Raw genomic sequence first — 22,036 nt, 5'->3', positions numbered from 1 at the left:
GACCAAAGGGGATTATGGTAGGGATCGCCGTATCCGCACGGTTTACAATTCTCAGGAGGTACCCTTTTTGAACCCGTTCTACAAAAATCTGGCGTTGTGGGTCGTGATCATCATGATGATGGTCATGCTCTACAAAATGTTCAACGCCCAGGAGATGGTCGAGTCCCAATTGGGATACTCCGAATTTCTCTCCATGGTGGATGATAATCGCATCGAAGAGGTCATTATCCAAGGCCAAGACCTGAGCGCCACCGATCTGGGCGGCCGGCGCTATCGCGTCTACGCACCCGAAGATCCCGAACTGGTGAAGACCCTGCGGGAAAAGCAGGTGCGCATCAAAGCCAAACCGCCTTCCGACTCTCCTTGGTACAACATTCTGATCTCCTGGTTTCCCATGCTGGTGCTCATCGGGGTCTGGATCTTTTTCATGCGCCAGATGCAGGCCGGGGGCGGCAAGGCCCTCTCCTTCGGCAAAAGCCGCGCGCGCCTGATGTCCGAGAACCAGGAAAAAGTGACCTTCGCCGACGTGGCCGGCATAGACGAGGCTAAGGAAGAGTTGAGCGAAGTGGTGGATTTTCTGCGCGACCCCAAAAAATTCACCCGCCTGGGCGGCCGCATCCCCAAGGGGGTGTTGCTCATGGGACCGCCGGGAACGGGCAAGACCCTTCTGGCCCGCGCCATTGCCGGTGAGGCGGGCGTGCCCTTTTTCAGCATCAGCGGCTCGGATTTCGTCGAAATGTTCGTCGGCGTCGGCGCTTCACGGGTACGCGATCTTTTCCTGCAAGGCAAAAAGAATGCGCCTTGCATCATCTTTATCGATGAAATCGACGCGGTGGGCCGCCATCGGGGCGCCGGCCTCGGCGGCGGGCACGACGAACGGGAACAAACCCTGAATCAACTGCTGGTGGAAATGGACGGCTTCGAATCCAACGAAGGGGTCATCCTCATCTCGGCCACCAACCGCCCCGATGTGCTCGACCCCGCGCTGTTGCGCCCGGGACGCTTCGACCGCCAGGTGGTGGTCAGCCTGCCCGATATCCGCGGCCGGGAAAAAATCCTCAGCGTCCACATGAAAAAAACACCCGTGGCCGCGGATGTGCGGCCCCTGACCCTGGCCAAGGGCACCCCCGGCTTCTCGGGTGCCGACCTGGAGAACCTGGTCAACGAGGCGGCCTTGCTGGCGGCCAAGCGTTCCAAGGAGAAGGTGGAGATGGTGGACTTCGAGGACGCCAAGGACAAGGTCTACATGGGCCTCGAGCGCAAGTCCAAGGTGATCAAGGAGGAGGACCGCAAAACCACCGCCTACCACGAAGCGGGCCACGCACTGGTTGCGCGGTTGCTGCCGGAAACCGACGCGGTGAACAAGATCACCATCATTCCCCGCGGCCGGGCGGCCGGGGTGACCTGGTTTCTGCCCGAGGAGCGTGATTTCAAATACAAGGATCAACTGGAGAGTGAGTTGGCCGTGGCCTTCGGCGGTCGCGTGGCCGAGCAACTGGTGTTCGGCCGGTTGAGCACCGGCGCTTCCAACGACATCAAGATGGCGACCGAACTGGCTCAGAAAATGGTTCGCAGTTGGGGTATGAGCGATGAGTTGGGCCCCCTCTCCTACGCCAAGGGCGAAGAGCATGTTTTCCTGGGCCGCGAAATCGCCCAGCATCGGGACTACTCCGAAGCCACGGCCCAGCGCATCGACAACGAGGTGTCCCGGCTGATCAAGGAGGCCTACCGCAAGGCCAAATCCATCCTTGAATCGCACATGGAGACCCTGCACGCCCTGGCGGACCTGCTCCTCGAAAAGGAAACCGTTCAGGGCAAGGAGTTGGACGACCTGATCCGCTCCATCAACCCGGATGTGGATCTACCGGATCCACCGGAGGATGAAAGCGATAGGGGTGATGAGACCCCGGCCGATGGTGCGAAAACGGCAAGTGCATCCGCCGCACCGCCGCCACCGCCCTCAGAGGAAACAGAACCGGTGGAGGACCGGGAGCGGGATTCGGAAGACGCCAAGGAGCGTCCGCAGGAGCGCCCCCCCGAAACTTCTTGACAGAGACAGGTTCGATGCACCACCACACCCTGCGCTGGCACCATCGCGAACTGGCCCTCGGTGATCGCACGGCGATCATGGGCATTGTCAATGTGACGCCCGACTCCTTTTCCGACGGCGGCGCCTTCTACAACGAGGATGCAGCCGTCAACCAAGCCCTGCGGCTCGTCAAAGACGGCGCGGACATCCTCGACATCGGGGGCGAATCGACCCGCCCCTATGCCGAAGATGTGCCGGCGATCCAAGAAGCGGCGCGCGTCGTGCCGGTCATCCGCCGTTTGACCGAGCGCGTCCCCGTGCCCATCTCCATCGACACCACCAAAGCGGAAGTGGCCGATGCCGCTCTGGCCGCCGGCGCGTCCATGATCAACGACATCGGCGCCTTGGCCATGGATCCGGAGATGGCCGCGGTGGCCGTGCGCCACAAGGTGCCTGTTATCGTGATGCACATGCAGGGGACCCCCCGCACCATGCAAAACAATCCCACCTACACCGATCTGATCGGCGAGGTGCGCCGGTTTTTGCAAGACGCCATCGACCGGGCCGTCGCCGCCGGTATCGATCCGCAACACATCATCATCGATCCGGGCATTGGATTCGGCAAGACCGCGGCGCACAACCTGGAACTGATCGGACGGTTGGCATCGCTCGCCGATCTGAAGGCGCCCCTTCTGGTGGGGCCTTCCCGCAAGGCGTTCATCCGCAAAACCCTGGCCGCCGCACTGGGTCAAGAGCCGGCGGCGGACCGGCCGGAGGTGGAGACGGGCACCCAAGCGGCCATTGCGATGGCCGTGATGCAAGGGGCCCACATCGTCAGGGTGCACAACGTGGCCAACACGCGGGCCAATGTGCGAATGCTGGACGCATTGCGCCGGGCGGCGGCTTGAGCGCCCCTTCCCCGAACCCGAAACAACGAGGAACCTGAATTATGTTGCTGGTTATCGACGTGGGCAACACCAACATTGTGATGGGCGTGTTTCAAAGCGATCGGCTGGTGGCCAGCTGGCGGGTGCGCACCGAGTACAACACCACCGAGGACGAATTCAACGTGCTGGCGGCCGGCCTGTTTGCCCATAGCGGCATTCGGTTCAACCAGATCCACAAAACCATCATCTCTTCGGTGGTGCCGCCCATGGTCACCATCCTGGATGGTTTCAGCCGCAAGTATTTGGGACACGCGCCCCACTGGATCGACGCCAAATCCTATCCCGGCATGCCCATTCTCTACAGCAACCCCAACGAGGTGGGGGCCGACCGCATCGTCAACGGCGTGGCGGCCTATCAGCGCCATCGCAGCAGCCTGATCGTCATCGACTTCGGCACCGCCACCACCTTCGATGTGATCTCCGCCAAGGGGGAATACCTCGGCGGCGCCATCAGCCCCGGCATCGGCATCGCCGCCGAAGCCCTCTTCGCCAAGGCGTCCAAGCTGCCACGGGTGGAGATCTTCAAGCGACCCGCCAGGGTCATCGGCAAGGACACCATCGGCAGCCTGCAGTCGGGCATCATCTTCGGTTATGCCGGCATGGTGGACGGCATGGTGACCCGCATCCGCGCCGAACTGCAGGAACCGGCCAAAGTGATCGCCACAGGCGGGCTGGCCCCCCTGATGCAGGATGTGGCCACCACCATCGAGGCGGTGGCACCCGATTTAACATTGGAAGGTTTGAAGATCATCGCCGACAGCATGGCGTAATTCGGGCTCGCGTAAAAAACAACCACGGGCGGTGCGGCGCCATGGCCTGAAATGGCATTGGATCAATGGGGATCGGGTGTGTCAATGTGCCTTGGGCGCCTGGTAGTCCCAATAGCCTTTCACACTGTTGCGCAGGAAAAATCGCTCCCGTTCGCGATCATCGGCATTCAATCGGGGCCATGAAGCGAGCAACGGATCGTGGGCCAGCAGGTGGTCCACGCACGCTTCCAGCGCCCGGGCGTCGTCCGGGCGCCCGGGACCGCACCCTTCAGCGATCAACCGGTGCCACCGCTGTAGCTGCTCGCGGTGGGCGTTGAGCCAATGCACGGCCTGCGCCCGCATGCCCACATGCCCGTAGCAGATGCGTTGCGGTTGAAGAGCGACGAGGCGATCGATACTTTCCAGACAAATCTCCAAGCGAAACGGCGGCGGCGTCGCCGGCCGCAGATAGTGGCCGCCCTCGGCCAGTGCGATGGACACCCCTCCGGCTTCGCCGGCAAACAGCAGGTCATCGACAAGGTAGCTGTATTGGTGCGCCGCATGCCCCGGGGTGGGCACCGCCCGCACAGGGGCCTCGGCCAGGGTGTCGGCCGCCAAAATTTGGGCGGCGGGGACGGGTGCAATGGGACCATAACGGCGCGCCACATCTCCAAGGGTGGCCAGGGATCCCTCCCACAAGCGGTCCGGTTCGATCAAGTGGCGGACCGCCTTGGGATGACACACCACCGGGGTGCGGGGAAAAGCCCGCGCCAGTTCACCGATGCCGCCGGCATGGTCGATGTGGATATGGGTCAACAAGATCAGATCGGGTTTTCGGATGCCCAGGCGGGACAACACCGTCAGCAGGTGGTCGGCCGTGGCCGACGGCCCCGGGTCCACCAGCAGCACTGGCCCCGCAGTATAGGCCCAGGCGGAGATGAACCCGGCAAAGCCCGGCAGCGCCACCGGCAGCGGAATGCGGTGAAGCCCCGGCGCAACTTCTATTGCATCCGGGATCACAATTCGACGGACTCCTTGAACACCTTGTAGAACAGGCCGTAATCGGCCATCCCCCGTTGCAGGATCTTGTCGATATCATCGATATTGCGCAAATTGAGAATCATGTTGACGCTTTTCTGAAAGGCGGTCATGTGATCCATGGTGCGATAGCGGGTGGTCAACAAGGTGACGAAAATATTGCGCCGGGTCTCCATGGGCTGGCGCTCCAAATAGATCAGAATCGCGTTGGCATCCGGATCGCGGGTATCGAAATACTCATTGAGCAGAATCAGGTCGTAGGTGTGGTAGCGCATCTTCTTGAGGGCTTCGCGACTGTTGGGCACCTCGGTGATATGGTACTCCAGCAAATCGAGGGTGGGCCGCAACTTTTCCCGGATCAGCGCATCGGCCTCGCAGACCATGGCCGTCTTGCCCTCCTCCTCGATGAAATCGAAGGGCTTCTCCGCGGCGTCATAGGCCTCCCCGTCCTCTTCGGTAAAATCGAACAAATCGTCCAGGGAGGCGGGCGCCTCCTCCGGTTCCGGTTCCGGTGCCGGTACCGCACCGCTCACGCTCACGCGGGACTGGCATCGAGGGCATTTGACGAAGGCGGTTTTGCCGGCCGGCACCTTGTCGTCGGCGATTCTCAATTTTCCCTGGCAATTGTCACAAACCACTTCCATGGCAAATATCCACTTCCCGGCGGTTAAGCCTTTTGATGATAGGCGCGATCGATCTCCAGATCCTTGATGTCGGTGGTGGCCTCGCCACGGGCGCTTTTCACCCGGTCGATCCCCCGACTGGTGACCGCCTTGTGGGAGGCATAGGCCTGCGCGATCTCCTCGTTGATCAATCCCTGCTCGTAGAGATCCACAATGTAGTCGTCGAAGGTGACCATGCCGAAGGGACGACCGGCCTGCATCATCTCATAGTAGGTCTTGCCCTCCGACTCACCGTGCAAAATGGCCTCCTTGACCCGCAGGTTGGCGCGCAGCACCTCGAAGGCCGCCACCCGGCCGCCGCCGACCTTTGGCAGCAGCCGCTGACTAACCACCCAGCGCACCGTATCGGCCAAACGGATGCGCACCTGTTTCTCCTCCTCGTTGGTGAACATACCCAGAATACGGTTGATGGTCTGGCCGGCATCCACGGTGTGCAGCGTAGTCAGCACCAGGTGACCGGTTTCAGCGGCCGTCAGGCCGATCTCCACCGTTTCCCGGTCGCGCATTTCGCCCACCAGAATCACCTTGGGTGCTTGGCGCAGCGCCGCCCGCAAGCCGTTGGCGAAGCTGTCGAAATCCCGTCCAAGCTCCCGCTGGTTGAAGGTGGCCTTCTTGTGGGGATGCTGGTATTCGATGGGATCTTCCAGGGTCACCACGTGAACGGGGCGCCGCTCGTTGATCTCTTCCAGAATAGCGGCCAGGGAGGTGGTTTTACCGGTGCCCGTGGCGCCGGTAAAAATCACGATGCCGTTGAGTTCCCGGGCCATCTCCCTGAAGCTGCCGGGCAGTTGCATGTCCCGGATGGTGGGCACCTTGGATTCCAATTGCCGCAGGACGATGGACAGGTGCCCCGATTGCATGAAGATGTTGACGCGGAACCGGGCCTTGCCGGGCAGGCTGTAGGAGAGATCGCACGAGCCGGTGCGCAACAACGTTTCGGTCAGGCGGCGGTTACCGTCGATCAAGTTCATCGCCACGGTCTCGGTCTGAAACGGCGTCAAGCTCTGAATCGGCGGTTTCATCTCCACCGGCAGTAACTCGCCGGCGCTTTCCACCTGCAGCGGCCGGCCCACGGTAAAATTCAGGTCCGATACACTGCTGTGGGAATCCAGCATGCGGGTCAGAATGTGGTCGATTTCCTGCTTCTTCATGTCATCTCCCTGTGCCGGCGGGATCGGGCTAGGCCTCGGTGAAATCCGTCGGCGGCGACTTGAGCAGCGGCCGGAAACGGCCCTTGTCGTTGGACTTGGTGTAGGCATCATCGGCGCTGATGCGCCCCTTGTTGAACAGGTCCATGATGGCGTCGTCGAGCAGTTGCATCCCGTACTTCTTGCCGGTCTGGATCATGGAAGGGATCTGATGGGATTTGGCTTCCCGGATCAGGTTGCGCACCGCCGGGGTGGCAATCAGAATTTCCAAGGCCGGGATGCGGCCCTTTTTATCGATCCGCTTGAACAGGGTCTGGGATATGATGGCCCGAATGCCGTCGGACAGGGTGGAACGAATCTGTCCCTGTTCCTCCGCCGGGAACACCTCCACGATGCGGTCCACCGTTTTGGCGGCGCTGGTGGTGTGCAGGGTGGAAAAGACAAGGTGACCGGTGGAGGCCGCTTCGATGGCCAGGCTCATGGTGGTCAGATCGCGCATTTCGCCCACCAGAATGACGTCCGGGTCTTCGCGCAACGCCCCGCGCAACGCCGCCGCGAAGGTCTTGGTGTGCAACCCGACCTCCCGCTGGTTGACCAAGCAGCCCTGGCTCTTGTGCACAAACTCGATCGGGTCCTCGATGGTGATGATGTGATCGGCCCGCTGCCGGTTGGCCTCGTCGATGATGGCCGCCAGGGTGGTGGATTTGCCGCTGCCGGTGGGGCCGGTGACAATCACCAGGCCACGGGGCAGGGTTGCCAGTTTGGAGACCACCGTCGGCAGCCCCAACTGCTGGCAATTCATGATGGCGCTGGGGATCTCCCTGAAAACCGCGCCGACGCCGTTTTTCTGCATGAAAAAATTGGCGCGGTAGCGGGCCAGCCCGGGAATCTCATAGCCGAAATCCACATCCCCGGTCTCTTCGAAGGTCTTGATTTTGTCTTCGGCAGCGATTTCATACAACATGGCCCGCAGGTCATCGTTGTCCAACACCTTGTACTTGACCCGCTCGATGTCGCCATGCACCCGCAGTGCCGGCGGTTGCCCGGCCATCAAATGCAGGTCCGAGGCATTCTGTTCGTGCATCAGTTTGAAAAAGGCATCAATCTTCGCCATGCGCCACTCCCTGGTGGGTTCGGTCGGCCGGTCATTGATGACAAACGCGGGTATGGTACGCCCGGGAAGGCCGCCACTTGGTCCCCATAGCTACCCGCTTTCCGTTTTCCGTATACTCATATCGGCCGGGGGGGGGTCGGAGTTTAGGATTTTGGTCAACTCAACGTGCTCGGCGGCTGTTTGAAGACGGTCACCTTCTCGTCCGAGGCGTCCAGGGCGTCCATGCTCTCTTTGCCGATTTCGAGCAATTTGGCGTGGGACTCGATGACCGAGCGGATTTGTACTTCGATCTGCATGCGTTGGCGTTTGAGCTCCGCGATATCCTCGTGCAGTTGGGAAAGTCGGCTGTGGGCGCGATTGAGAATCTTCTCGGCTTTGACCTCGGCGTCGGCAATGATGATTTCGGCCGATTTGCGCGCATTGTCCTTCATCTGCTCCAACACCTTCTGGGAGTTGAGCATGGCTCGCTTGAAGGTCTCCTCGCGCTCCTTGTATCCCTGGTTTTCCATCTTCAGACGGCGCAACTCTTCCTTCAGGGACTTGTTTTCCGCCTGCAGCCGGGACTGGTGCTCGGCCAGCTGCTCGAGAAAACGGTCCACCTCGCGAATGTCGAACCCGCGAAATCGTACCCGGAATTGTTGTTGCTGTATATCCAACGGCGTCAGCGGCATGATTGTCCTCCTGCCATGGGATCTGGGTTAATGGACCACCAGCATGGAACTGCCGAAGGCGTATAGACTCTGAACCAGAAAACCCCTCAAGAACATGATGGCCAACAAAACGATCATGGGAGAGAAATCGATACCACCGAAAAGCAACGGCACTTTTGAACGCACACGGTAGAGCACCGGTTCGGTCACATTGTGAATGAAACGCACGATGGGATTGAAGGGGTCGGGATTGACCCATGAAAGGACGGCCCTCGCGATGATGATCCAAAGATAGATGGTCAGAACCAAATTCAATATGTTGGCCAGAGCGATGATAAAGTGACCAAGAAACATGGGTTCAACGGCTTCCTGAGGGTGAGTGGTCCGTATGCGGCAGATGGGCGATTGCGCCCGTCACCGCGGCTCTTTGCACACCGGGAATCGGGCCCGCCGCGCAACACTGCGGAAAGATAGTGTCAAAACACCAATTATGTCAAGGTTTTTCGTGGGTTGTGAGATCCGTCCGCAATCAGAGTGGTTTGGGCCGCTCACCGTTGGCCTTGATCGCCACCCAGAAAGCGGAGGCCAGGGGGGAGCCCTTACCAAGCCGGTGCTTCACATACTCCCGCATGATCACCGTCACCAGCTCCTCCCGGTCGAGACCGTCCACATAGGTGCGGGGGTCCACATCATCGGCGGTGCGCCGTTCCCGCGCCGAATCACCCTTTTTCGCCAAACCGTGGATGTGACGGGTCACATCATAGGCCGTCTTCCGCAACAGCCCTTCGTCCGACTGGTGCAGGACATCGTAGAGCGCTTCGAGGGCTTGGGGCTCGGGCATCTCATCGGCCGTCATCATCGCTTTGAACTGAACGGCATAGCGCTCCAATCCCTTTTGGATGTGGTGGGTGTCGACCATGTTGAAGCCGGCCCAGCCCGCACCCAGCCATTGGAAAACCCCCATTTTGACGATGCCCGGGCTGGCCTGGTCCTCGATGTAGATGCAAACCGATAAAAATTGGTAGATTCTGGATTTGACCCAACCGAGGCCGGCCTTATTAACTCCCTGCGCCTCGGTGTACAGGTAGTTCCAATCTTTATCGTCGCCGACGATGACACCCTTGCGCCCCACATCCGAATGACCGATCTGGTTGGAAAGGGAGATGACCGCCCGCCGGGAACCGTCCTGCAGCAGCACGATGGCCCGCTGCAAATCGTAAGCATAGTAGGCGCCGGTGTGTAAATCAGGGGCGATGGTCTCCCGCGACACCCCGCGAATCACCGTCGGTTGTTCCAATGACGTAAGCAACGGCCAGATGTCCGGCAGTGCGTCGTCGGATGCGCCATTGATCGACGTCCAACGGGCGAAATGAATGGAGGATGGATTGGAGGCCCCCTCCGGAATGCGGCGGTTGTAAGCGTAGCGCACCACCTCGTCCAGAGGCCGTTCGACGGCATAAGACAAAAAGGCGCCCCGCACACCATCCCGCTCCCGGGGCGTGTACTGCGCCATTTCCGGCGATTGCTCGACATATTGCAGCACATCGTCGACCACCGAACGGTCCAGGCCTTCCGCGCTTTGTTCCGATGCGACGAAACCGAGCAGGTGATCCAGGCCCTTTTCCAGATCATCGGTCGAAGTGGCCTTACCGGCGAAGGCAAAGGGTTGCCAGGCCAGCAACAGTACCAATGCGATCAAAACAAACAGCCCGCGCCTCCTATTGGAGGAGGGTATGCGGCTTCCATTTGCGACCTTGCGGCCATTATATTTGCTATTCACTAGATCTCCTTGGCGGGTGGGATGCAGCCCATCTTCTTATCCTTATTCTCGATAAATTTTTACACTATTACAGAAAATTAGAGACATTGCACGCACATTACGAGGCATACACGTCCCAGCGGGCAGCACCCTCTGTGGAGGTATTATCGGCAACTTTCGACCAGGGTCAAGGGGCGAAAGGCATTTTTTATTGACAACCACGCCCCAACCCTTAAAATTGACCCTTCGCCCGGGCGGCAACCCGGCATCGCGCCACCGGCCGCGGCGGGTGAAATACATCGGTGCCCTGCAGCGGCCTTGCAGCGGACGAGGGCGGCAAGCCCTCTGGGCGTCCTTGAATCCCCACAACAATACAGAGGCGATCATGCTCGAGGGAAAAATCATCGGTTTCGTCGGATCCGGCAACATGGCCGAGGCCCTGATCAGCGGTTTGCTGGCAACCGGTCGGACCCACCCGGAAAATATTCTCTGCGCGGACATCAACGCGGAGCGGCGCAATGAGATGGCCCAGCGCTACGGCGTGGTGCCGGAGGGAGACAACACAGCGCTTATTGCCCGCGCCGATGTGGTGATCTACGCCGTCAAACCCCAAATCATGGATAGTGTGTTGCGGCAAACCGCCGCCGGTCTGCGTCCGACCCAATTGGTGATCTCCATCGCCGCGGGAATCCCGATGGCCGCCATCGCGGTCCACACAGCGCAGCCACTGCACCTGGTGCGCGCCATGCCAAACGTTTGCGCCGCCGTCAAAGCGGCGGCCACCGCCATCGTGGCCGGGCCCCATGCAACGACGGCGGACCGCCAAACAGCGTCGACCATCTTCGCATCGGTGGGCGAATGCGTCACAGTGCCGGCCGAACACTTGTTGGATGCGGTCACCGGCCTCAGCGGCAGCGGGCCGGCTTACGTGTTCTTGATTCTCGAAGCCCTGGCCGATGCGGGCGTTAAGATGGGGCTGGCGCGGGCCGAAGCGTTGCGCCTGGCGGCCCAAACCGTTGCCGGCGCGGCACGCATGCAACTGGAGACCAATGTTCACCCCGCCGTGCTCAAAGATCGTGTCACCTCACCTGGCGGCACCACTATCGCCGGGCTGCACGCCCTGGAAAAAGGGGGTCTGCGGGCCATCCTGATGGATGCCGTGGAAATGGCCACCCAACGGGCTCAAGCGCTGGGGGTGACCCCGAGCCCGACCAAGGACTGATCATGTTCCTGCTCGAGGATATTGCCTGGAGCGCCGCCTTCACCGCGGGCCTTCTCTCCTTCTTTTCACCCTGCATTTTGCCGTTGGTGCCCTCCTACTTTTCCTTCATCACCGGCATCTCCATCGAGCAATTGACCCAAGATCCAACCGCCGCCATACGCCGGCGCATTTTTTTCAGCACCTTGGCTTTCGTCATCGGCTTCTCCATTGTTTTCATTGCCCTGGGAGCCTCAGCGGCCTTTTTCAGCACCCTTATTCAGGAGGCGCGAACTCCCATTCGCATCGTCGGCGGCCTTCTGATCATCGTACTGGGATTGCATTTGACGGGCATCCGGCGCATCGGCCTGTTGCAAGCGGACAAGCGGATCCATCTGCAACGCAAACCGGTCCATCTGCTGGGGGCTCTGATCATCGGCATGGCCTTCGCGGCGGGATGGAGCCCCTGCATCGGCCCCCTGCTCGGTTCCGTGTTGATTTTGGCCGCCAACCAGGATACCGTAGGTCGCGGCATCGGGTTGTTGACCCTATACTCTGCCGGCGTTGCCATCCCGTTCATGCTGTTGTCCGTCGGAATCCACTTTCTCATCCGATTCATCGGCCGGGCCAACAAAGTTCTGCGCTACATCAACATCGTTGCGGGCGGGCTGCTGATCGTGACCGGCCTGCTGCTGCTGACAAACCAATTGAGCATGATAGGATACTAAGAGGCTGTCTACCATGAACATAAGAATGATGACCATCTGTCTGGCCCTGATCGGTTGGCTGGCCTTTTCCGCCGCGCCGGCCGGCGCCGAAACCATCCAATGGCTGAGCTACGATCAGGCCGAACGGCAAAACCAGGGGCAGGAGCGTAAATATCTGCTCTATTTTCGCAGTGACCGTTGCGGGTACTGCCGCAAACTGGAGTCGGAAACCTTCACCGACAAGGCTTTGGCGGCCTATATCAACACCAACTATATTCCGGTGCGCGTCGATACCGATAAAACCCCGCGCATCGCCGCCCGTCATGGCATCCGGGGTGTGCCGGACATCCACTTTCTCACGGCCGGGGGCGATGCCATCGCCAACTGGCCCGGCTTCATTGGGGTTGATCGCCTCTTGCCCCTGCTGCAATACATCCACACCGACAGCTACTTGAGCATGAGTTACAACGATTTTCTAAAGGGGCAATAACCTCTTGATAGGATGATTCGGCCCGAATGCTCACCTGCCCGCCCACCCGAAAGTGAAGGACAAGCGGTCGAAGTGCGCGCTATTCACCGTTGGAACGGACACGGCGCCCCAAACGACGGCGCAGCAATCGCACGACCGTGGACAGGAGCACGAACAGACCGGCCAGCAGCAGCAGCGCCGGTACCCACGTGTGGCCGTGAAAGTCGGGATTGCGGCGGGCCACAACGATACCGGCGATGCTGAAGAGCAGCACCCCCGCCATCATCACGATCACCACCCAGCAGGCCACCGGGCCATCATACCAGGGCGTGATCACCCTGCGGAAAAGCGGTTGCGGATCCAAACGCATCTTGGCGTCTCCCGACCGACCATGGACCGTCGGCAAATGCCTGTTGCATATCATGGGACACCGCCACCGGCAAGCAATCGAACAATCGCTCCGGCACCCATCCGCCGGGCATCACCCACCGCTGATTGACAGCCGGGCGAATCCTGTGTAATCAGAACACCATCCACGCATCCCTTTTATTAAAACAAGTGCCATCCAAATGCTGCGGTCGATGCGCCGGCAACGAGGCAACAATGAAATTCTCCATCCGCTGGACCCTTATCATCGGAATTTTGGGTCTCATCTGGGGCACGCAGATCATCATCACCTCATCCACTTATCTCTCGTCGGAAAAGGTGCTGCTACATCACGCCCGGGACATCATGCAGAACATCGCCGATCTGACCATCGTCCAGTCCCGCAACCACCTCTCCCTGGCCCACGGGGCGGCCCACCTGACCGAGCGTTTGGTGGCCTCCGAGGTGGTCAGCAGCGCCCCGTCCCACTGGAGGGCCCTGGAAAACTATTTCCTGGACCAACTGGCCATCTATCCCCATTTCGCCGGTATTTACGTCGGGTCGCCCAACGGCGACTTCTTCTATGTCAGCCGCAACGACACCCACAGCCCCGATGGTTTCAGAACCAAGATCATATCCCACAGCAACGGACATCGCGAAACACGCTTGATCTGGCGTGACGACCGCAACCGCTTCGTCATGGAAGAGCAAGACCCCGCTGACGCCTTCGACCCGCGGCAACGGCCTTGGTACAAGCGTGCGTTGGCGACCGACAGTATCGTCTGGACCGATCCTTACATCTTCTTCACCTCCCAGAAGCCGGGGATCACCATCGCCGGCCCCATCTACCGGGCACCCGGAGAACTCCAATCGGTGGTGGGTGTCGACATCGAGATCGACGAGTTGTCGCTGTTCATCGAAAAGCTGCGCATCGGCAAGAACGGCCGGGCCTTCATGCTCAACGACAACGGGGACGTGGTGGCCTTTCCCGACCTGGCCCAACTCACCCAGGCGGAAGGCGACCGCAGCGACCATCTTCGGCTGGTGCGCATCGACGAACTGGCGGATCCCGTCAGCCGCGCGGCCTATGATGCCGTACCCTGGCAGCACAAACCGGACGGCCGCCTGCTGCTTGCCGGCCCCCATTTCGTCCGTTTCAACCACGCAGGCGCGTCCTATCATGCCATGTTCGCTCCGTTTCAGGACACCCAGTGGCCCTGGATCATCTGCGTCTATCTGCCCGAAAGCGACTATTTGGGCAGCCTGCAGGACAATCGGCGCCACAATCTGCTGATCACCATCGTGCTCTCCATTCTGGCCACCCTGGTCGGATTTCGTTTGGCCCGTGGTATCATTCGCCCCTTGGCCGGATTGGAGAAAGAGGCGCTGGCCATCAAGCAACAGGATCTGTCCCAGCAATTCGACACCCATTCAGCCTACAAGGAAATCCAGGAGACCGCCGAATCCTTCGCCCGCATGAAGGACGCCTTGCGCAGCAGCGAGGAGAAATATCGCGCCATCTACGAGAACATTCAGGACATCTATTACGAAACCGCCATGGACGGCAGCCTTCTGGAGGTCAGCCCTTCGGTGGCCAAATTCACTCAATACACCCGGGAAGAATTGATCGGGATCACCATGAACACCCTCTATGAAGATCCCCGGGAGCGGGAGCGGTTCGTGCGGACCATCACCGACCAAGGCAAGGTGGATGATTACGAATTGCGCCTGCGGGGCAAAGGGGGCAACATCCTGTACTGCTCCATCAACGCCGCCTTGCAAATGGACGCAGCCGGCAATCCGGTCAAAATCGTCGGCTCCTTGCGCATCATCGATGATCGCAAGAAGGCGGAACTCGAACTGCGCCAATATCAAACCCGCCTGGAATCCCTGGTGCAGGAGCGCACCCGCGACCTGGAAGCCTCCAACGCCCAGTTGCGCCGCGAGATCGAAATCCGCACATCCAAAGAAGAGGAGTTGCGCAACAGCGAAGAAAAATACCGCTCCATTATTACCAATATGGACAACGGCTATTACGAAATGGATCTGCGCGGCAACCTGACCTTCTTCAACGATCCGCTGGTGGAAATGGTCGGCTATCCCCCGGAGGAGGTTTACGGCCTCAATTACCGGCGCTTCATCCCGCCCGACCAGGCCGAGGCCATGAAGGAGAAGTATGCCATCATTCGCCGCACGGGCAAGCCGGAGAAGCTCTACCGCTACGCCATCATCCGCAAGGACGGCTCGCAGAAAACGGTGGAAGCTTCCGCCGCCTTGATCACCGACCGCAACGGCGAGGCGATCGGTTTCCGCGGGGTGGTGCTGGACATCACCGATCGGCTCAATGCGGAACAGGAAAGAATACGCATTGAGGCCCAGTACCAGCAAATTCAGCGTTTGGAAGGCATCGGCACCCTGGCCGGCGGCGTGGCCCACGATTTCAACAACCTCTTGATGGGCATCCAGGGCAACGTTTCCCTGATGCTGTTGGAAAGTCCTGCCGGCCACGCCCACCACGACAAGTTGAAGAACATCGAATCCTGCGTCACCGCCGGAGCGGACCTCACCCGCCAGCTGCTCGGCTTTGCCCGCGGGGGCAAATACATGGTCAAGCCACTGGATCTCAACCAACTGGTGCAGCGCACCGCCGGCATGTTCGGCCGCACCCGCAAGGAGATCCAGGTCCTCCAGGCGCTTGAGCACGATGTTTGGCCGGTGATGGCCGATCAGAGTCAAATCGAGCAAGTTCTGCTCAATCTGTGCATCAATGCCTGGCAGGCCATGCCCGAAGGGGGCAATATCCATGTAACCACCAACAATGTGGTGCTCGCCGCGGCGGAGGCGCGGCCGCTGGGCATTTCGCCCGGTCATTATGTGAAGGTGTCCGTGGCCGATGCGGGGGTCGGCATGGACGTCACCACCCAGGAGCGCATCTTCGAGCCCTTCTTCACGACCAAAGAGATGGGGCGCGGCACGGGTCTGGGGTTGGCATCGGCCTACGGCATCATCAAAAACCACGACGGCACCATCGACTTTGTCAGCCGGGAGGGCGAAGGCACCACCTTCTTTTTCTATCTGCCCGCCACCAACGGCCGACCGGACCACCCGCAATCCGACGCTGCGGGACTTGCCGCCGGATCGGGCACCATCTTGCTGGTGGATGACGAGCAGATGATCCTGACCGTCAATCAGAACATGTTGGAAAAAATGGGTTATACCGTCTTGCCGGCCGTCGGCGGCAAGGAAGCCTTGCGGGTTTTCGAAAAAGAGGGCAAGCGGATCGACCTCGTCATCCTGGACATGATCATGCCCGACATGAGCGGCGGCCTGGTGTTCGACCGGCTCAAGGCACGCCGGCAGGACGTCAAGGTGCTGCTCTCCAGCGGTTACAGCCTCAGCGAGCAGGCCGAAGAGATCCTGGCGCGCGGCTGTGCCGGTTTCATCCAGAAGCCGTTCAACATGGAGCAGCTGCGGGCCAAAATTCGCGACGTTTTAGGGCGGTAAGCGATCTGTTGAAAGCCGGGCTTCTCAACTGCCGGCGGCAGTCGGTCGGCGCGGCGCCCCGACGGCCATCCATGCCGGCAATTGATCATCGGGCACCGGATGTGTTAAATGAATCTGTTGGTAATGCAAAAAAGAGACGGTGCCCCCGGTGCCCCTCCGCCGGGTCCGCCGAACGGCTCCTTAACCGAAAAGCGACAATGACGGTATCCCCATGACCATTACGCCCGTCGTGTTGGCCGGCGGATCGGGAACACGTTTGTGGCCCCTGTCCCGCAGCCTCTATCCAAAACAGTTCATGTCCTTGGTGGACACACCGACCCTGCTCCAGAGCACCCTGTTGCGCCTCCAGGCCTTGGATGGGATCGCAGCGCCCATCCTGTTGTGCAACGAAGCGCACCGCTTCGTGGTGGCTGAGCAGATCCGGCGCATGGGCCTCACTCCGGCGGCCATCGTGCTGGAACCGGCGGCGCGCAACACAGCCCCGGCCCTGACGGTGGCGGCGCTGCTCGCCGGCACTGACGAAACCGACCCGATCCTGCTGGTGTTGCCCGCCGACCACCACATACGCGATGTGGACGGCTTCGTCGCCACGGTGCGCAAGGGCGCCGCCCTGGCCGCCGAGGGGCGCATGGTGACCTTCGGCATTACCCCGGACGCGCCGGAAACCGGCTACGGCTACATCCGCAAAGGAAGCGCTTTGAATGGGGACAGCCCGCCGGCCTGGGCCATCGACCGGTTCGTGGAGAAGCCGGACCGGCAAACGGCGCAGCAATACGTCAATTCCGGCGACTATTGCTGGAACAGTGGCATGTTCATGTTCCGCGCCGGCAAACTGATCGAACAGATGGAGCGGCATGCCCCCGAAATTGCGGCCGCCTGCCGCCTGGCCGTCGCCCGGGGCCGCACAGACCTGGATTTCTTTCGCTTGGACAAGGCGGCCTTTGCACAAAGCCCTTCGGATTCCATCGATTACGCCGTGATGGAAAAAACCGACGACGGGGTGATGGTGGCCCTGGCCAGTGACTGGAGCGACTTGGGCTCCTGGGAAGCGCTGTGGCAGGCCGGCACTAAGGATGGGCAAGACAATGTGATTCACGGCGATGTCTACTTGCAGGATGTCCACCGCTCCTTCGTGCACGCTTCCAGCCGACTGGTGACCGCCGTGGGCCTGGACAACCATGTGGTGGTGGAGACCAAGGATGCGGTTTTCGTAGCGCCGCGCCACTGCGTGCAGCAGGTCAAGGCCCTGGTGGACCGGCTCAAGACGGACGACCGTCCGGAGACCGTGGATCACCGCAATGTCTACCGCCCATGGGGCGGCTACGAGGACATCGATGTGTCGGAGCGCTTTCTGGTCAAGCGCATCACCGTCAAACCGGGCGCCCAACTCTCCATGCAGCGCCACATGCACCGGGCCGAGCATTGGGTAGTGGTCAAGGGAACGGCCCTGGTCACCCGGGGCGAGGAGCAGTTTCTGCTCAAGGAGGACCAATCCACCTACATCCCCCTGGGCACCGTGCACCGCCTGGAAAACCCGGGCAAAATCCCCCTGGAACTGGTGGAGATCCAGTCGGGCAGCTACCTGGCCGAGGACGATGTGATCCGCCTGGACGATGTGTACGGGCGTCACAACGGCGCGGCGGGGAACCCATCCGGCAAAACGGAGGCCGCCTCATGAACCGATCCGCGTCAACCCTCCTGGTCACCGGCGGCGCCGGTTTCATCGGCACCAATTTCATTCGGCACACACTGGTCCAAATGTCCGAATGCCGCATCGTCAACCTGGATGCCCTCACCTATGCGGGCAATGCCGCCAACCTGGACGATGTGGCCCGCGACGCGCCGGAACGCTACCGCTTTGTGCACGGCGATATCAACGACAGCGACCTGCTGCAACGTCTGTTGCATGAGGAATCCCCCGCCGCCGTGATCCACTTCGCCGCCGAGTCCCACGTGGACCGCTCCATCGCGGGACCCCTGGCCTTCGTGGAGACCAATGTGACCGGCACCGCACGGTTGCTGATGGCCTGCCGGGCCTATTGGGAACAGATGGGACGACCGGCCGCCTTTCGCTTTCTGCATGTCTCCACCGACGAAGTATACGGCAGTCTGGGCCCGGAGGACTATTTCAGCGAAACCACGCCCTACGACCCCTCCAGCCCCTACTCCGCGTCCAAGGCGGCCGCCGATCACCTGGTGCGCGCCTGGCATCGGACCTACGATTTTCCGGCCATGGTGACCAATTGCTCCAACAACTACGGTCCCTATCAGTTTCCCGAAAAGCTGATTCCCTTGATGATCCTCAACATCCTGGAAGAAAAGCCGCTGCCGGTCTACGGCGACGGTGCCAACGTGCGCGACTGGCTCTATGTGGTGGACCATTGCGAAGCGCTGGCCACCGTGCTGGAAAGGGGCGTGCCGGGGCAGACCTACAACATCGGCGGCGGTGCCGAACGGCGCAACATCGATGTGGTGGAACAATTGTGCGCCCTGCTCGACCAGCGCCTGGGCCGCAGCGGCGACGGTTGCAGCCGCCGACTGATCCGCTTCGTCACCGATCGGCCGGGACATGACCGGCGCTACGCCATCGATGCCGGCAAGATCCAACGGGAACTGGGCTGGCGGCCCCGCTACCGCTTCGAAACGGCCCTGGCCGAAACGGTGGACTGGTACCTGGCCAACGGCCCCTGGATCGACTTCATCCGCAGCGGCGATTACCGCCGCTGGATGGAAACCCAATACGGCCCCGACGGCACGCGGGGTCCGGCGACACCCACCAAGGAGCACGCACACCGATGAAAGGCATCATTCTGGCCGGGGGCAGCGGCACGCGCCTCTACCCCATCACCCGGGTGGTGAGCAAGCAGTTGCTGCCCATCTACGACAAGCCCATGGTCTACTATCCCTTGTCCGTTTTGATGTTGGCCGGCATCCGGGACATCTGCCTCATCTCCACCCCCCAGGACCTGCCCCGTTTCGAGGAGCTGCTGGGCGACGGCAGCCAGTGGGGCCTCTCCTTCAGCTACGCCGAACAGCCGCGGCCGGAAGGCATCGCCCAGGCGTTCCTCATCGCCCGCCGCTTCATCGACGGCCGGCCGGTGTGCCTGGTGCTGGGCGACAACATCTTTTACGGTCACGGACTGCCCGCCACCCTGGCCCATGCGATGCACCGCGAAGCCGGCGCTTCGGTCTTCGGCTACTGGGTCAAAAACCCCCAACGGTACGGCGTGGTGGCCTTCGATGGGCAAGGCCGGGCCATCGATATCCAGGAAAAACCGCAGGTACCGCCCTCCCAATGGGCTGTTACCGGCCTTTACTTTTACGACCAGCAGGTGACGCAAATCGCCGCCGATTTGCGTCCCTCGCCCCGGGGGGAGTTGGAGATCACCGATGTGAACCGCACCTATCTGGAAAGAGGGCAACTGTTCGTGGAAAAGCTGGGGCGCGGCATCGCCTGGCTGGACACCGGCACCCACGAAAGCATGATGCAGGCCTCCAGCTTCATCGAAGTGATCGAACAGCGCCAAGGATTGAAAGTGGCCTGCGTCGAGGAGATCGCTTACCGCATGGGCTACATCGACAGCGAGCAGGTACTTGAACTGGCCCACCCGTTGCGCAACAACGGCTACGGCCAATACCTGATGGACTTGATCGCCCGCAAGGAGATGGCGCCATGAAGGTAACCCCCACCCGACTGCCGGAGGTGTTGCTCGTGGAACCGCAACGCTTCGGGGATCAACGCGGCTATTTCATGGAAACCTATCAACAGCGGCGCTATGCCGAGGCCGGCATCGGTGCCACCTTCGTACAGGACAATATTTCCTTTTCGCGCCGCAACACCCTGCGCGGCCTTCACTACCAGCATCCCGGCGGCCAAGCCAAGCTGGTGCAGGTGTTGGCGGGCGAAATCTTCGATGTGGCGGTGGATGTGCGCCGCGGCGCCCCCACCTTCGGACAATGGGTGGGGGTGACCCTCAACGCGGACAGGCCGCAACAGCTTTTCATCCCGGCGGGGTTCGCCCACGGCTTCTGTGTCCTCAGCGACACCGCCCTTTTTCTCTACAAATGCAGCACTTATTACGCGCCGCAAAACGAAGGGGGCGTGGTCTGGAACGATCCCGCCCTGGACATCCGGTGGCCCGTCGACGATCCACTGCTCTCCGACCGCGACCGCGACTTCCCGCCGCTGGCGCAAGTCGCGGCCGACCGGCTGCCGGTTTACGGAGCGTGATTCCGCCATGCGCACCTTGATCATCGGCAGCAACGGCCAACTGGGCCGCGATCTCATGACCATGGCGGCCGCGCGCGGTTGGGCAGCGGTCGGCGGCGACCTGCCCCGATGCGATATCAGCGACCCGGCAAGCTTGCAGGCGCTGGTGGAGGGCGCCGGCGATTTGCAGGTGGTGATCAACGCCGCCGCCTATACGGCCGTCGACGCCGCCGAAAGCGATGCCGCAACCGCCTTCGCCGTCAATCGGGACGGCGTGGCGGCACTGGCCGACCTCTGCCGCGGGCGACAACTGCCGCTGATCCATGTTTCCACCGACTATGTGTTCGACGGCCGTCAGGCCAGGCCCTACCGACCCGACGATCCGATTCAACCGGTGGGTGTATACGGACACAGCAAGGCGGAAGGAGAAACGCAACTGCGTCGCCGTTGGCAGCAGCACATCATCGTGCGCACCTCCTGGCTGTTCGGCCGCCACGGGGCCAACTTCGTGCGTACCATGCTGCGCCTGGCAGGCGAACGGGACACCCTGCGCGTGGTGGACGATCAGGTGGGCTGCCCCACCTACGCCGGCGACCTGGCCGACGCCCTGCTGACCATCGCCGGCCATGCATTGGACCGCCGTTCGGGATGGGGCACATACCATTTCTGCAATCCGCCGGCGGTCACCTGGTGGGCCTTCGCCTGCCGTATCATCGACATGGCCCGGGACCGGGAGCCGTTGGCGGTGCGGCAAGTCGTGCCCATTTCGACCGCCGACTATCCCACCCCCGCCGCCCGGCCGGCCTACTCGGTTTTGGACTGCGGCAGCCTGGAAGAACGCTTCGGCATCACCCGGCGTTCGTGGGAAGCGGGACTCGCAGAGATGCTGCGGGACATGAACGTACCACACTAAACAGGGCAAGCCCCGACTTGGGCTTTGCAGTTAACCACGAAAAGGAATGACACCGATGACGATGACCTTGCCCCTGACCGAGGCCCGGGAACGGGCCTTGGCGCTGATGCACAAAGGTTACCACTGAGGTCCGGCCCTCCTGCAAGTTATGTGGGAAAGCTATGGCATGGACAACGAAGATTTTCTATGGGCCGGCATCCCGTTCTTGTCGGGTATCAGCGGCCATCAGAAGGCGCCCTGCGGCGCCCTTTCGGCGGCCGCCGTCGCCCTCGGGCTGCATCACCGCAAGCCGCTTGCGGACAAACCGGCCGCAAAACAGGCGCGCAACACCATCCGCGGTCTGGCCGGCCGACTGGCCGTCGAATTCGAAAATGAATTCGGTGCCATCGCCTGCGGCGAGCTGCTGGGCATCGATTTTTCCCAAGACGGGGAATACAAACGATTTCGGCAATCGGAGATTTGGAAGGACAAATGCCAGCGCTACGTGACGTTCCTCATTGACCGGCTCTATGCTTTCGAGGCCAAGGGGCAGTAGCGGCAATCACCAACCGG

General features: G+C 61.2%; 21 protein-coding genes. 13 read left to right on the top strand and 8 right to left on the bottom strand.

Translation table 11 applies throughout. From position 1 onward, the window contains the following. Nucleotides 1-67: 67 nt before the first annotated feature. The 3 genes from ftsH to MRX98_RS07675 are packed head-to-tail and all read left to right on the top strand — an operon-like array spanning nt 68 to nt 3,746. Nucleotides 68-2,050: an ATP-dependent zinc metalloprotease FtsH gene (gene ftsH, locus MRX98_RS07685; protein WP_281432256.1), complete on the top strand. Its 1,983-nt coding sequence runs from the start codon at nt 68-70 to the stop codon at nt 2,048-2,050. A 14-nt stretch (nt 2,051-2,064) separates the two neighbouring features. Further along, complete coding sequence (gene folP, locus MRX98_RS07680; RefSeq protein WP_246904830.1) at nt 2,065-2,937, top strand: dihydropteroate synthase; 873 nt, start codon at nt 2,065-2,067, stop codon at nt 2,935-2,937. A gap of 41 nt (nt 2,938-2,978) precedes the next feature. Next, complete coding sequence (locus MRX98_RS07675; RefSeq protein WP_246904821.1) at nt 2,979-3,746, top strand: type III pantothenate kinase; 768 nt, start codon at nt 2,979-2,981, stop codon at nt 3,744-3,746. A gap of 81 nt (nt 3,747-3,827) precedes the next feature. On the opposite strand, the gene MRX98_RS07670 is transcribed toward MRX98_RS07675, so the two are convergent. The 7 genes from MRX98_RS07670 to MRX98_RS07640 form a co-directional block, all read right to left on the bottom strand. Continuing rightward, nucleotides 3,828-4,745 (bottom strand): MBL fold metallo-hydrolase, encoded by a 918-nt coding sequence (locus MRX98_RS07670; protein ID WP_246904819.1) that lies wholly within the window; start codon nt 4,743-4,745, stop codon nt 3,828-3,830. Continuing rightward, nucleotides 4,742-5,407, bottom strand: a complete 666-nt coding sequence (locus MRX98_RS07665) for an MJ0042-type zinc finger domain-containing protein (protein ID WP_246904816.1) — start codon at nt 5,405-5,407, stop codon at nt 4,742-4,744. The genes MRX98_RS07670 and MRX98_RS07665 overlap by 4 nt, the downstream gene beginning before the upstream one ends. Nucleotides 5,408-5,430: 23 nt before the next feature. Beyond that, nucleotides 5,431-6,597, bottom strand: coding sequence for a type IV pilus twitching motility protein PilT (locus tag MRX98_RS07660; RefSeq protein WP_246904813.1), 1,167 nt, complete (start codon nt 6,595-6,597; stop codon nt 5,431-5,433). A gap of 28 nt (nt 6,598-6,625) precedes the next feature. Then, nucleotides 6,626-7,708, bottom strand: coding sequence for a type IV pilus twitching motility protein PilT (locus MRX98_RS07655; protein ID WP_246904800.1), 1,083 nt, complete (start codon nt 7,706-7,708; stop codon nt 6,626-6,628). A 155-nt stretch (nt 7,709-7,863) separates the two neighbouring features. Continuing rightward, nucleotides 7,864-8,379, bottom strand: a complete 516-nt coding sequence (locus MRX98_RS07650) for a DivIVA domain-containing protein (RefSeq protein ID WP_246904797.1) — start codon at nt 8,377-8,379, stop codon at nt 7,864-7,866. A gap of 27 nt (nt 8,380-8,406) precedes the next feature. After that, nucleotides 8,407-8,712 (bottom strand): YggT family protein, encoded by a 306-nt coding sequence (locus MRX98_RS07645; RefSeq protein ID WP_246904794.1) that lies wholly within the window; start codon nt 8,710-8,712, stop codon nt 8,407-8,409. 175 nt (nt 8,713-8,887) lie between these two features. Continuing rightward, nucleotides 8,888-10,057: a hypothetical protein gene (locus tag MRX98_RS07640; RefSeq protein ID WP_246904792.1), complete on the bottom strand. Its 1,170-nt coding sequence runs from the start codon at nt 10,055-10,057 to the stop codon at nt 8,888-8,890. A gap of 445 nt (nt 10,058-10,502) precedes the next feature. Between MRX98_RS07640 and proC the strand changes: the two genes are divergently transcribed. Genes proC through MRX98_RS07625 form a run of 3 tightly spaced genes read left to right on the top strand, consistent with a single transcriptional unit; the run spans nt 10,503 to nt 12,512 of the window. Next, nucleotides 10,503-11,339 carry a pyrroline-5-carboxylate reductase gene (gene proC / locus MRX98_RS07635; protein ID WP_246904789.1) on the top strand — a complete coding sequence of 279 codons (837 nt, stop codon included), beginning with the start codon at nt 10,503-10,505 and terminating at the stop codon, nt 11,337-11,339. Between the two features lie 2 nt (nt 11,340-11,341). Further along, complete coding sequence (locus tag MRX98_RS07630) at nt 11,342-12,043, top strand: cytochrome c biogenesis CcdA family protein (RefSeq protein WP_246904786.1); 702 nt, start codon at nt 11,342-11,344, stop codon at nt 12,041-12,043. 13 nt (nt 12,044-12,056) lie between these two features. Then, nucleotides 12,057-12,512 (top strand): thioredoxin family protein, encoded by a 456-nt coding sequence (locus tag MRX98_RS07625; RefSeq protein ID WP_246904784.1) that lies wholly within the window; start codon nt 12,057-12,059, stop codon nt 12,510-12,512. Between the two features lie 79 nt (nt 12,513-12,591). Here the strand turns inward: MRX98_RS07625 and MRX98_RS07620 are convergent, their stop codons facing one another. Then, nucleotides 12,592-12,861, bottom strand: coding sequence for a hypothetical protein (locus tag MRX98_RS07620; RefSeq protein ID WP_246904781.1), 270 nt, complete (start codon nt 12,859-12,861; stop codon nt 12,592-12,594). A 233-nt stretch (nt 12,862-13,094) separates the two neighbouring features. Between MRX98_RS07620 and MRX98_RS07615 the strand changes: the two genes are divergently transcribed. The 7 genes from MRX98_RS07615 to MRX98_RS07585 all read left to right on the top strand — a co-directional run bounded on the left by MRX98_RS07615 (nt 13,095) and on the right by MRX98_RS07585 (nt 22,019). Continuing rightward, the gene (locus tag MRX98_RS07615; RefSeq protein ID WP_246904778.1) at nt 13,095-16,361 is read left to right on the top strand and encodes a PAS domain S-box protein; all 3,267 of its coding nucleotides are present in this window, start codon (nt 13,095-13,097) and stop codon (nt 16,359-16,361) included. A 211-nt stretch (nt 16,362-16,572) separates the two neighbouring features. Beyond that, the gene (locus MRX98_RS07610; protein WP_246904776.1) at nt 16,573-18,039 is read left to right on the top strand and encodes a mannose-1-phosphate guanylyltransferase/mannose-6-phosphate isomerase; all 1,467 of its coding nucleotides are present in this window, start codon (nt 16,573-16,575) and stop codon (nt 18,037-18,039) included. Next, entirely contained in the window at nt 18,036-19,160 is a 1,125-nt protein-coding gene (rfbB, locus tag MRX98_RS07605; RefSeq protein ID WP_246904773.1) for a dTDP-glucose 4,6-dehydratase, read from the top strand. The genes MRX98_RS07610 and rfbB overlap by 4 nt, the downstream gene beginning before the upstream one ends. Beyond that, nucleotides 19,157-20,038 carry a glucose-1-phosphate thymidylyltransferase RfbA gene (gene rfbA / locus MRX98_RS07600; protein WP_246904769.1) on the top strand — a complete coding sequence of 294 codons (882 nt, stop codon included), beginning with the start codon at nt 19,157-19,159 and terminating at the stop codon, nt 20,036-20,038. Before rfbB ends, rfbA begins: the two co-directional genes overlap by 4 nt. Then, a complete protein-coding gene (gene rfbC / locus MRX98_RS07595) occupies nt 20,035-20,592 on the top strand; it encodes a dTDP-4-dehydrorhamnose 3,5-epimerase (RefSeq protein WP_246904768.1) in 558 nt (185 codons plus the stop codon). Before rfbA ends, rfbC begins: the two co-directional genes overlap by 4 nt. Before the next feature lie 7 nt (nt 20,593-20,599). Then, the gene (rfbD, locus tag MRX98_RS07590) at nt 20,600-21,484 is read left to right on the top strand and encodes a dTDP-4-dehydrorhamnose reductase (protein ID WP_246904765.1); all 885 of its coding nucleotides are present in this window, start codon (nt 20,600-20,602) and stop codon (nt 21,482-21,484) included. Between the two features lie 55 nt (nt 21,485-21,539). Next, complete coding sequence (locus MRX98_RS07585; protein WP_264297309.1) at nt 21,540-22,019, top strand: C-GCAxxG-C-C family protein; 480 nt, start codon at nt 21,540-21,542, stop codon at nt 22,017-22,019. Nucleotides 22,020-22,036: the final 17 nt, after the last annotated feature.

It is taken from the genome of Desulfatitalea alkaliphila, assembly GCF_022968795.1.
In the GTDB taxonomy this organism is placed as follows: domain Bacteria; phylum Desulfobacterota; class Desulfobacteria; order Desulfobacterales; family Desulfosarcinaceae; genus Desulfatitalea; species Desulfatitalea alkaliphila.
Note: the sequence above shows the minus strand (reverse complement) of the source record. Positions and strands in the feature narration are given on the sequence as shown.

Coding starts and splice junctions, on each gene's coding strand:
- folP (WP_246904830.1), top strand. CDS start 2,065: ATGCACCACCACACCCTGCGCTGGCACCATCGCGAACTGGCCCTCGGT.
- MRX98_RS07675 (WP_246904821.1), top strand. CDS start 2,979: ATGTTGCTGGTTATCGACGTGGGCAACACCAACATTGTGATGGGCGTG.
- MRX98_RS07665 (WP_246904816.1), bottom strand. CDS start 5,407: ATGGAAGTGGTTTGTGACAATTGCCAGGGAAAATTGAGAATCGCCGAC.
- MRX98_RS07660 (WP_246904813.1), bottom strand. CDS start 6,597: ATGAAGAAGCAGGAAATCGACCACATTCTGACCCGCATGCTGGATTCC.
- MRX98_RS07655 (WP_246904800.1), bottom strand. CDS start 7,708: ATGGCGAAGATTGATGCCTTTTTCAAACTGATGCACGAACAGAATGCC.
- MRX98_RS07650 (WP_246904797.1), bottom strand. CDS start 8,379: ATGCCGCTGACGCCGTTGGATATACAGCAACAACAATTCCGGGTACGA.
- MRX98_RS07645 (WP_246904794.1), bottom strand. CDS start 8,712: ATGTTTCTTGGTCACTTTATCATCGCTCTGGCCAACATATTGAATTTG.
- proC (WP_246904789.1), top strand. CDS start 10,503: ATGCTCGAGGGAAAAATCATCGGTTTCGTCGGATCCGGCAACATGGCC.
- MRX98_RS07630 (WP_246904786.1), top strand. CDS start 11,342: ATGTTCCTGCTCGAGGATATTGCCTGGAGCGCCGCCTTCACCGCGGGC.
- MRX98_RS07625 (WP_246904784.1), top strand. CDS start 12,057: ATGAACATAAGAATGATGACCATCTGTCTGGCCCTGATCGGTTGGCTG.
- MRX98_RS07620 (WP_246904781.1), bottom strand. CDS start 12,861: ATGCGTTTGGATCCGCAACCGCTTTTCCGCAGGGTGATCACGCCCTGG.
- MRX98_RS07615 (WP_246904778.1), top strand. CDS start 13,095: ATGAAATTCTCCATCCGCTGGACCCTTATCATCGGAATTTTGGGTCTC.
- MRX98_RS07610 (WP_246904776.1), top strand. CDS start 16,573: ATGACCATTACGCCCGTCGTGTTGGCCGGCGGATCGGGAACACGTTTG.
- rfbB (WP_246904773.1), top strand. CDS start 18,036: ATGAACCGATCCGCGTCAACCCTCCTGGTCACCGGCGGCGCCGGTTTC.
- rfbA (WP_246904769.1), top strand. CDS start 19,157: ATGAAAGGCATCATTCTGGCCGGGGGCAGCGGCACGCGCCTCTACCCC.
- rfbC (WP_246904768.1), top strand. CDS start 20,035: ATGAAGGTAACCCCCACCCGACTGCCGGAGGTGTTGCTCGTGGAACCG.
- rfbD (WP_246904765.1), top strand. CDS start 20,600: ATGCGCACCTTGATCATCGGCAGCAACGGCCAACTGGGCCGCGATCTC.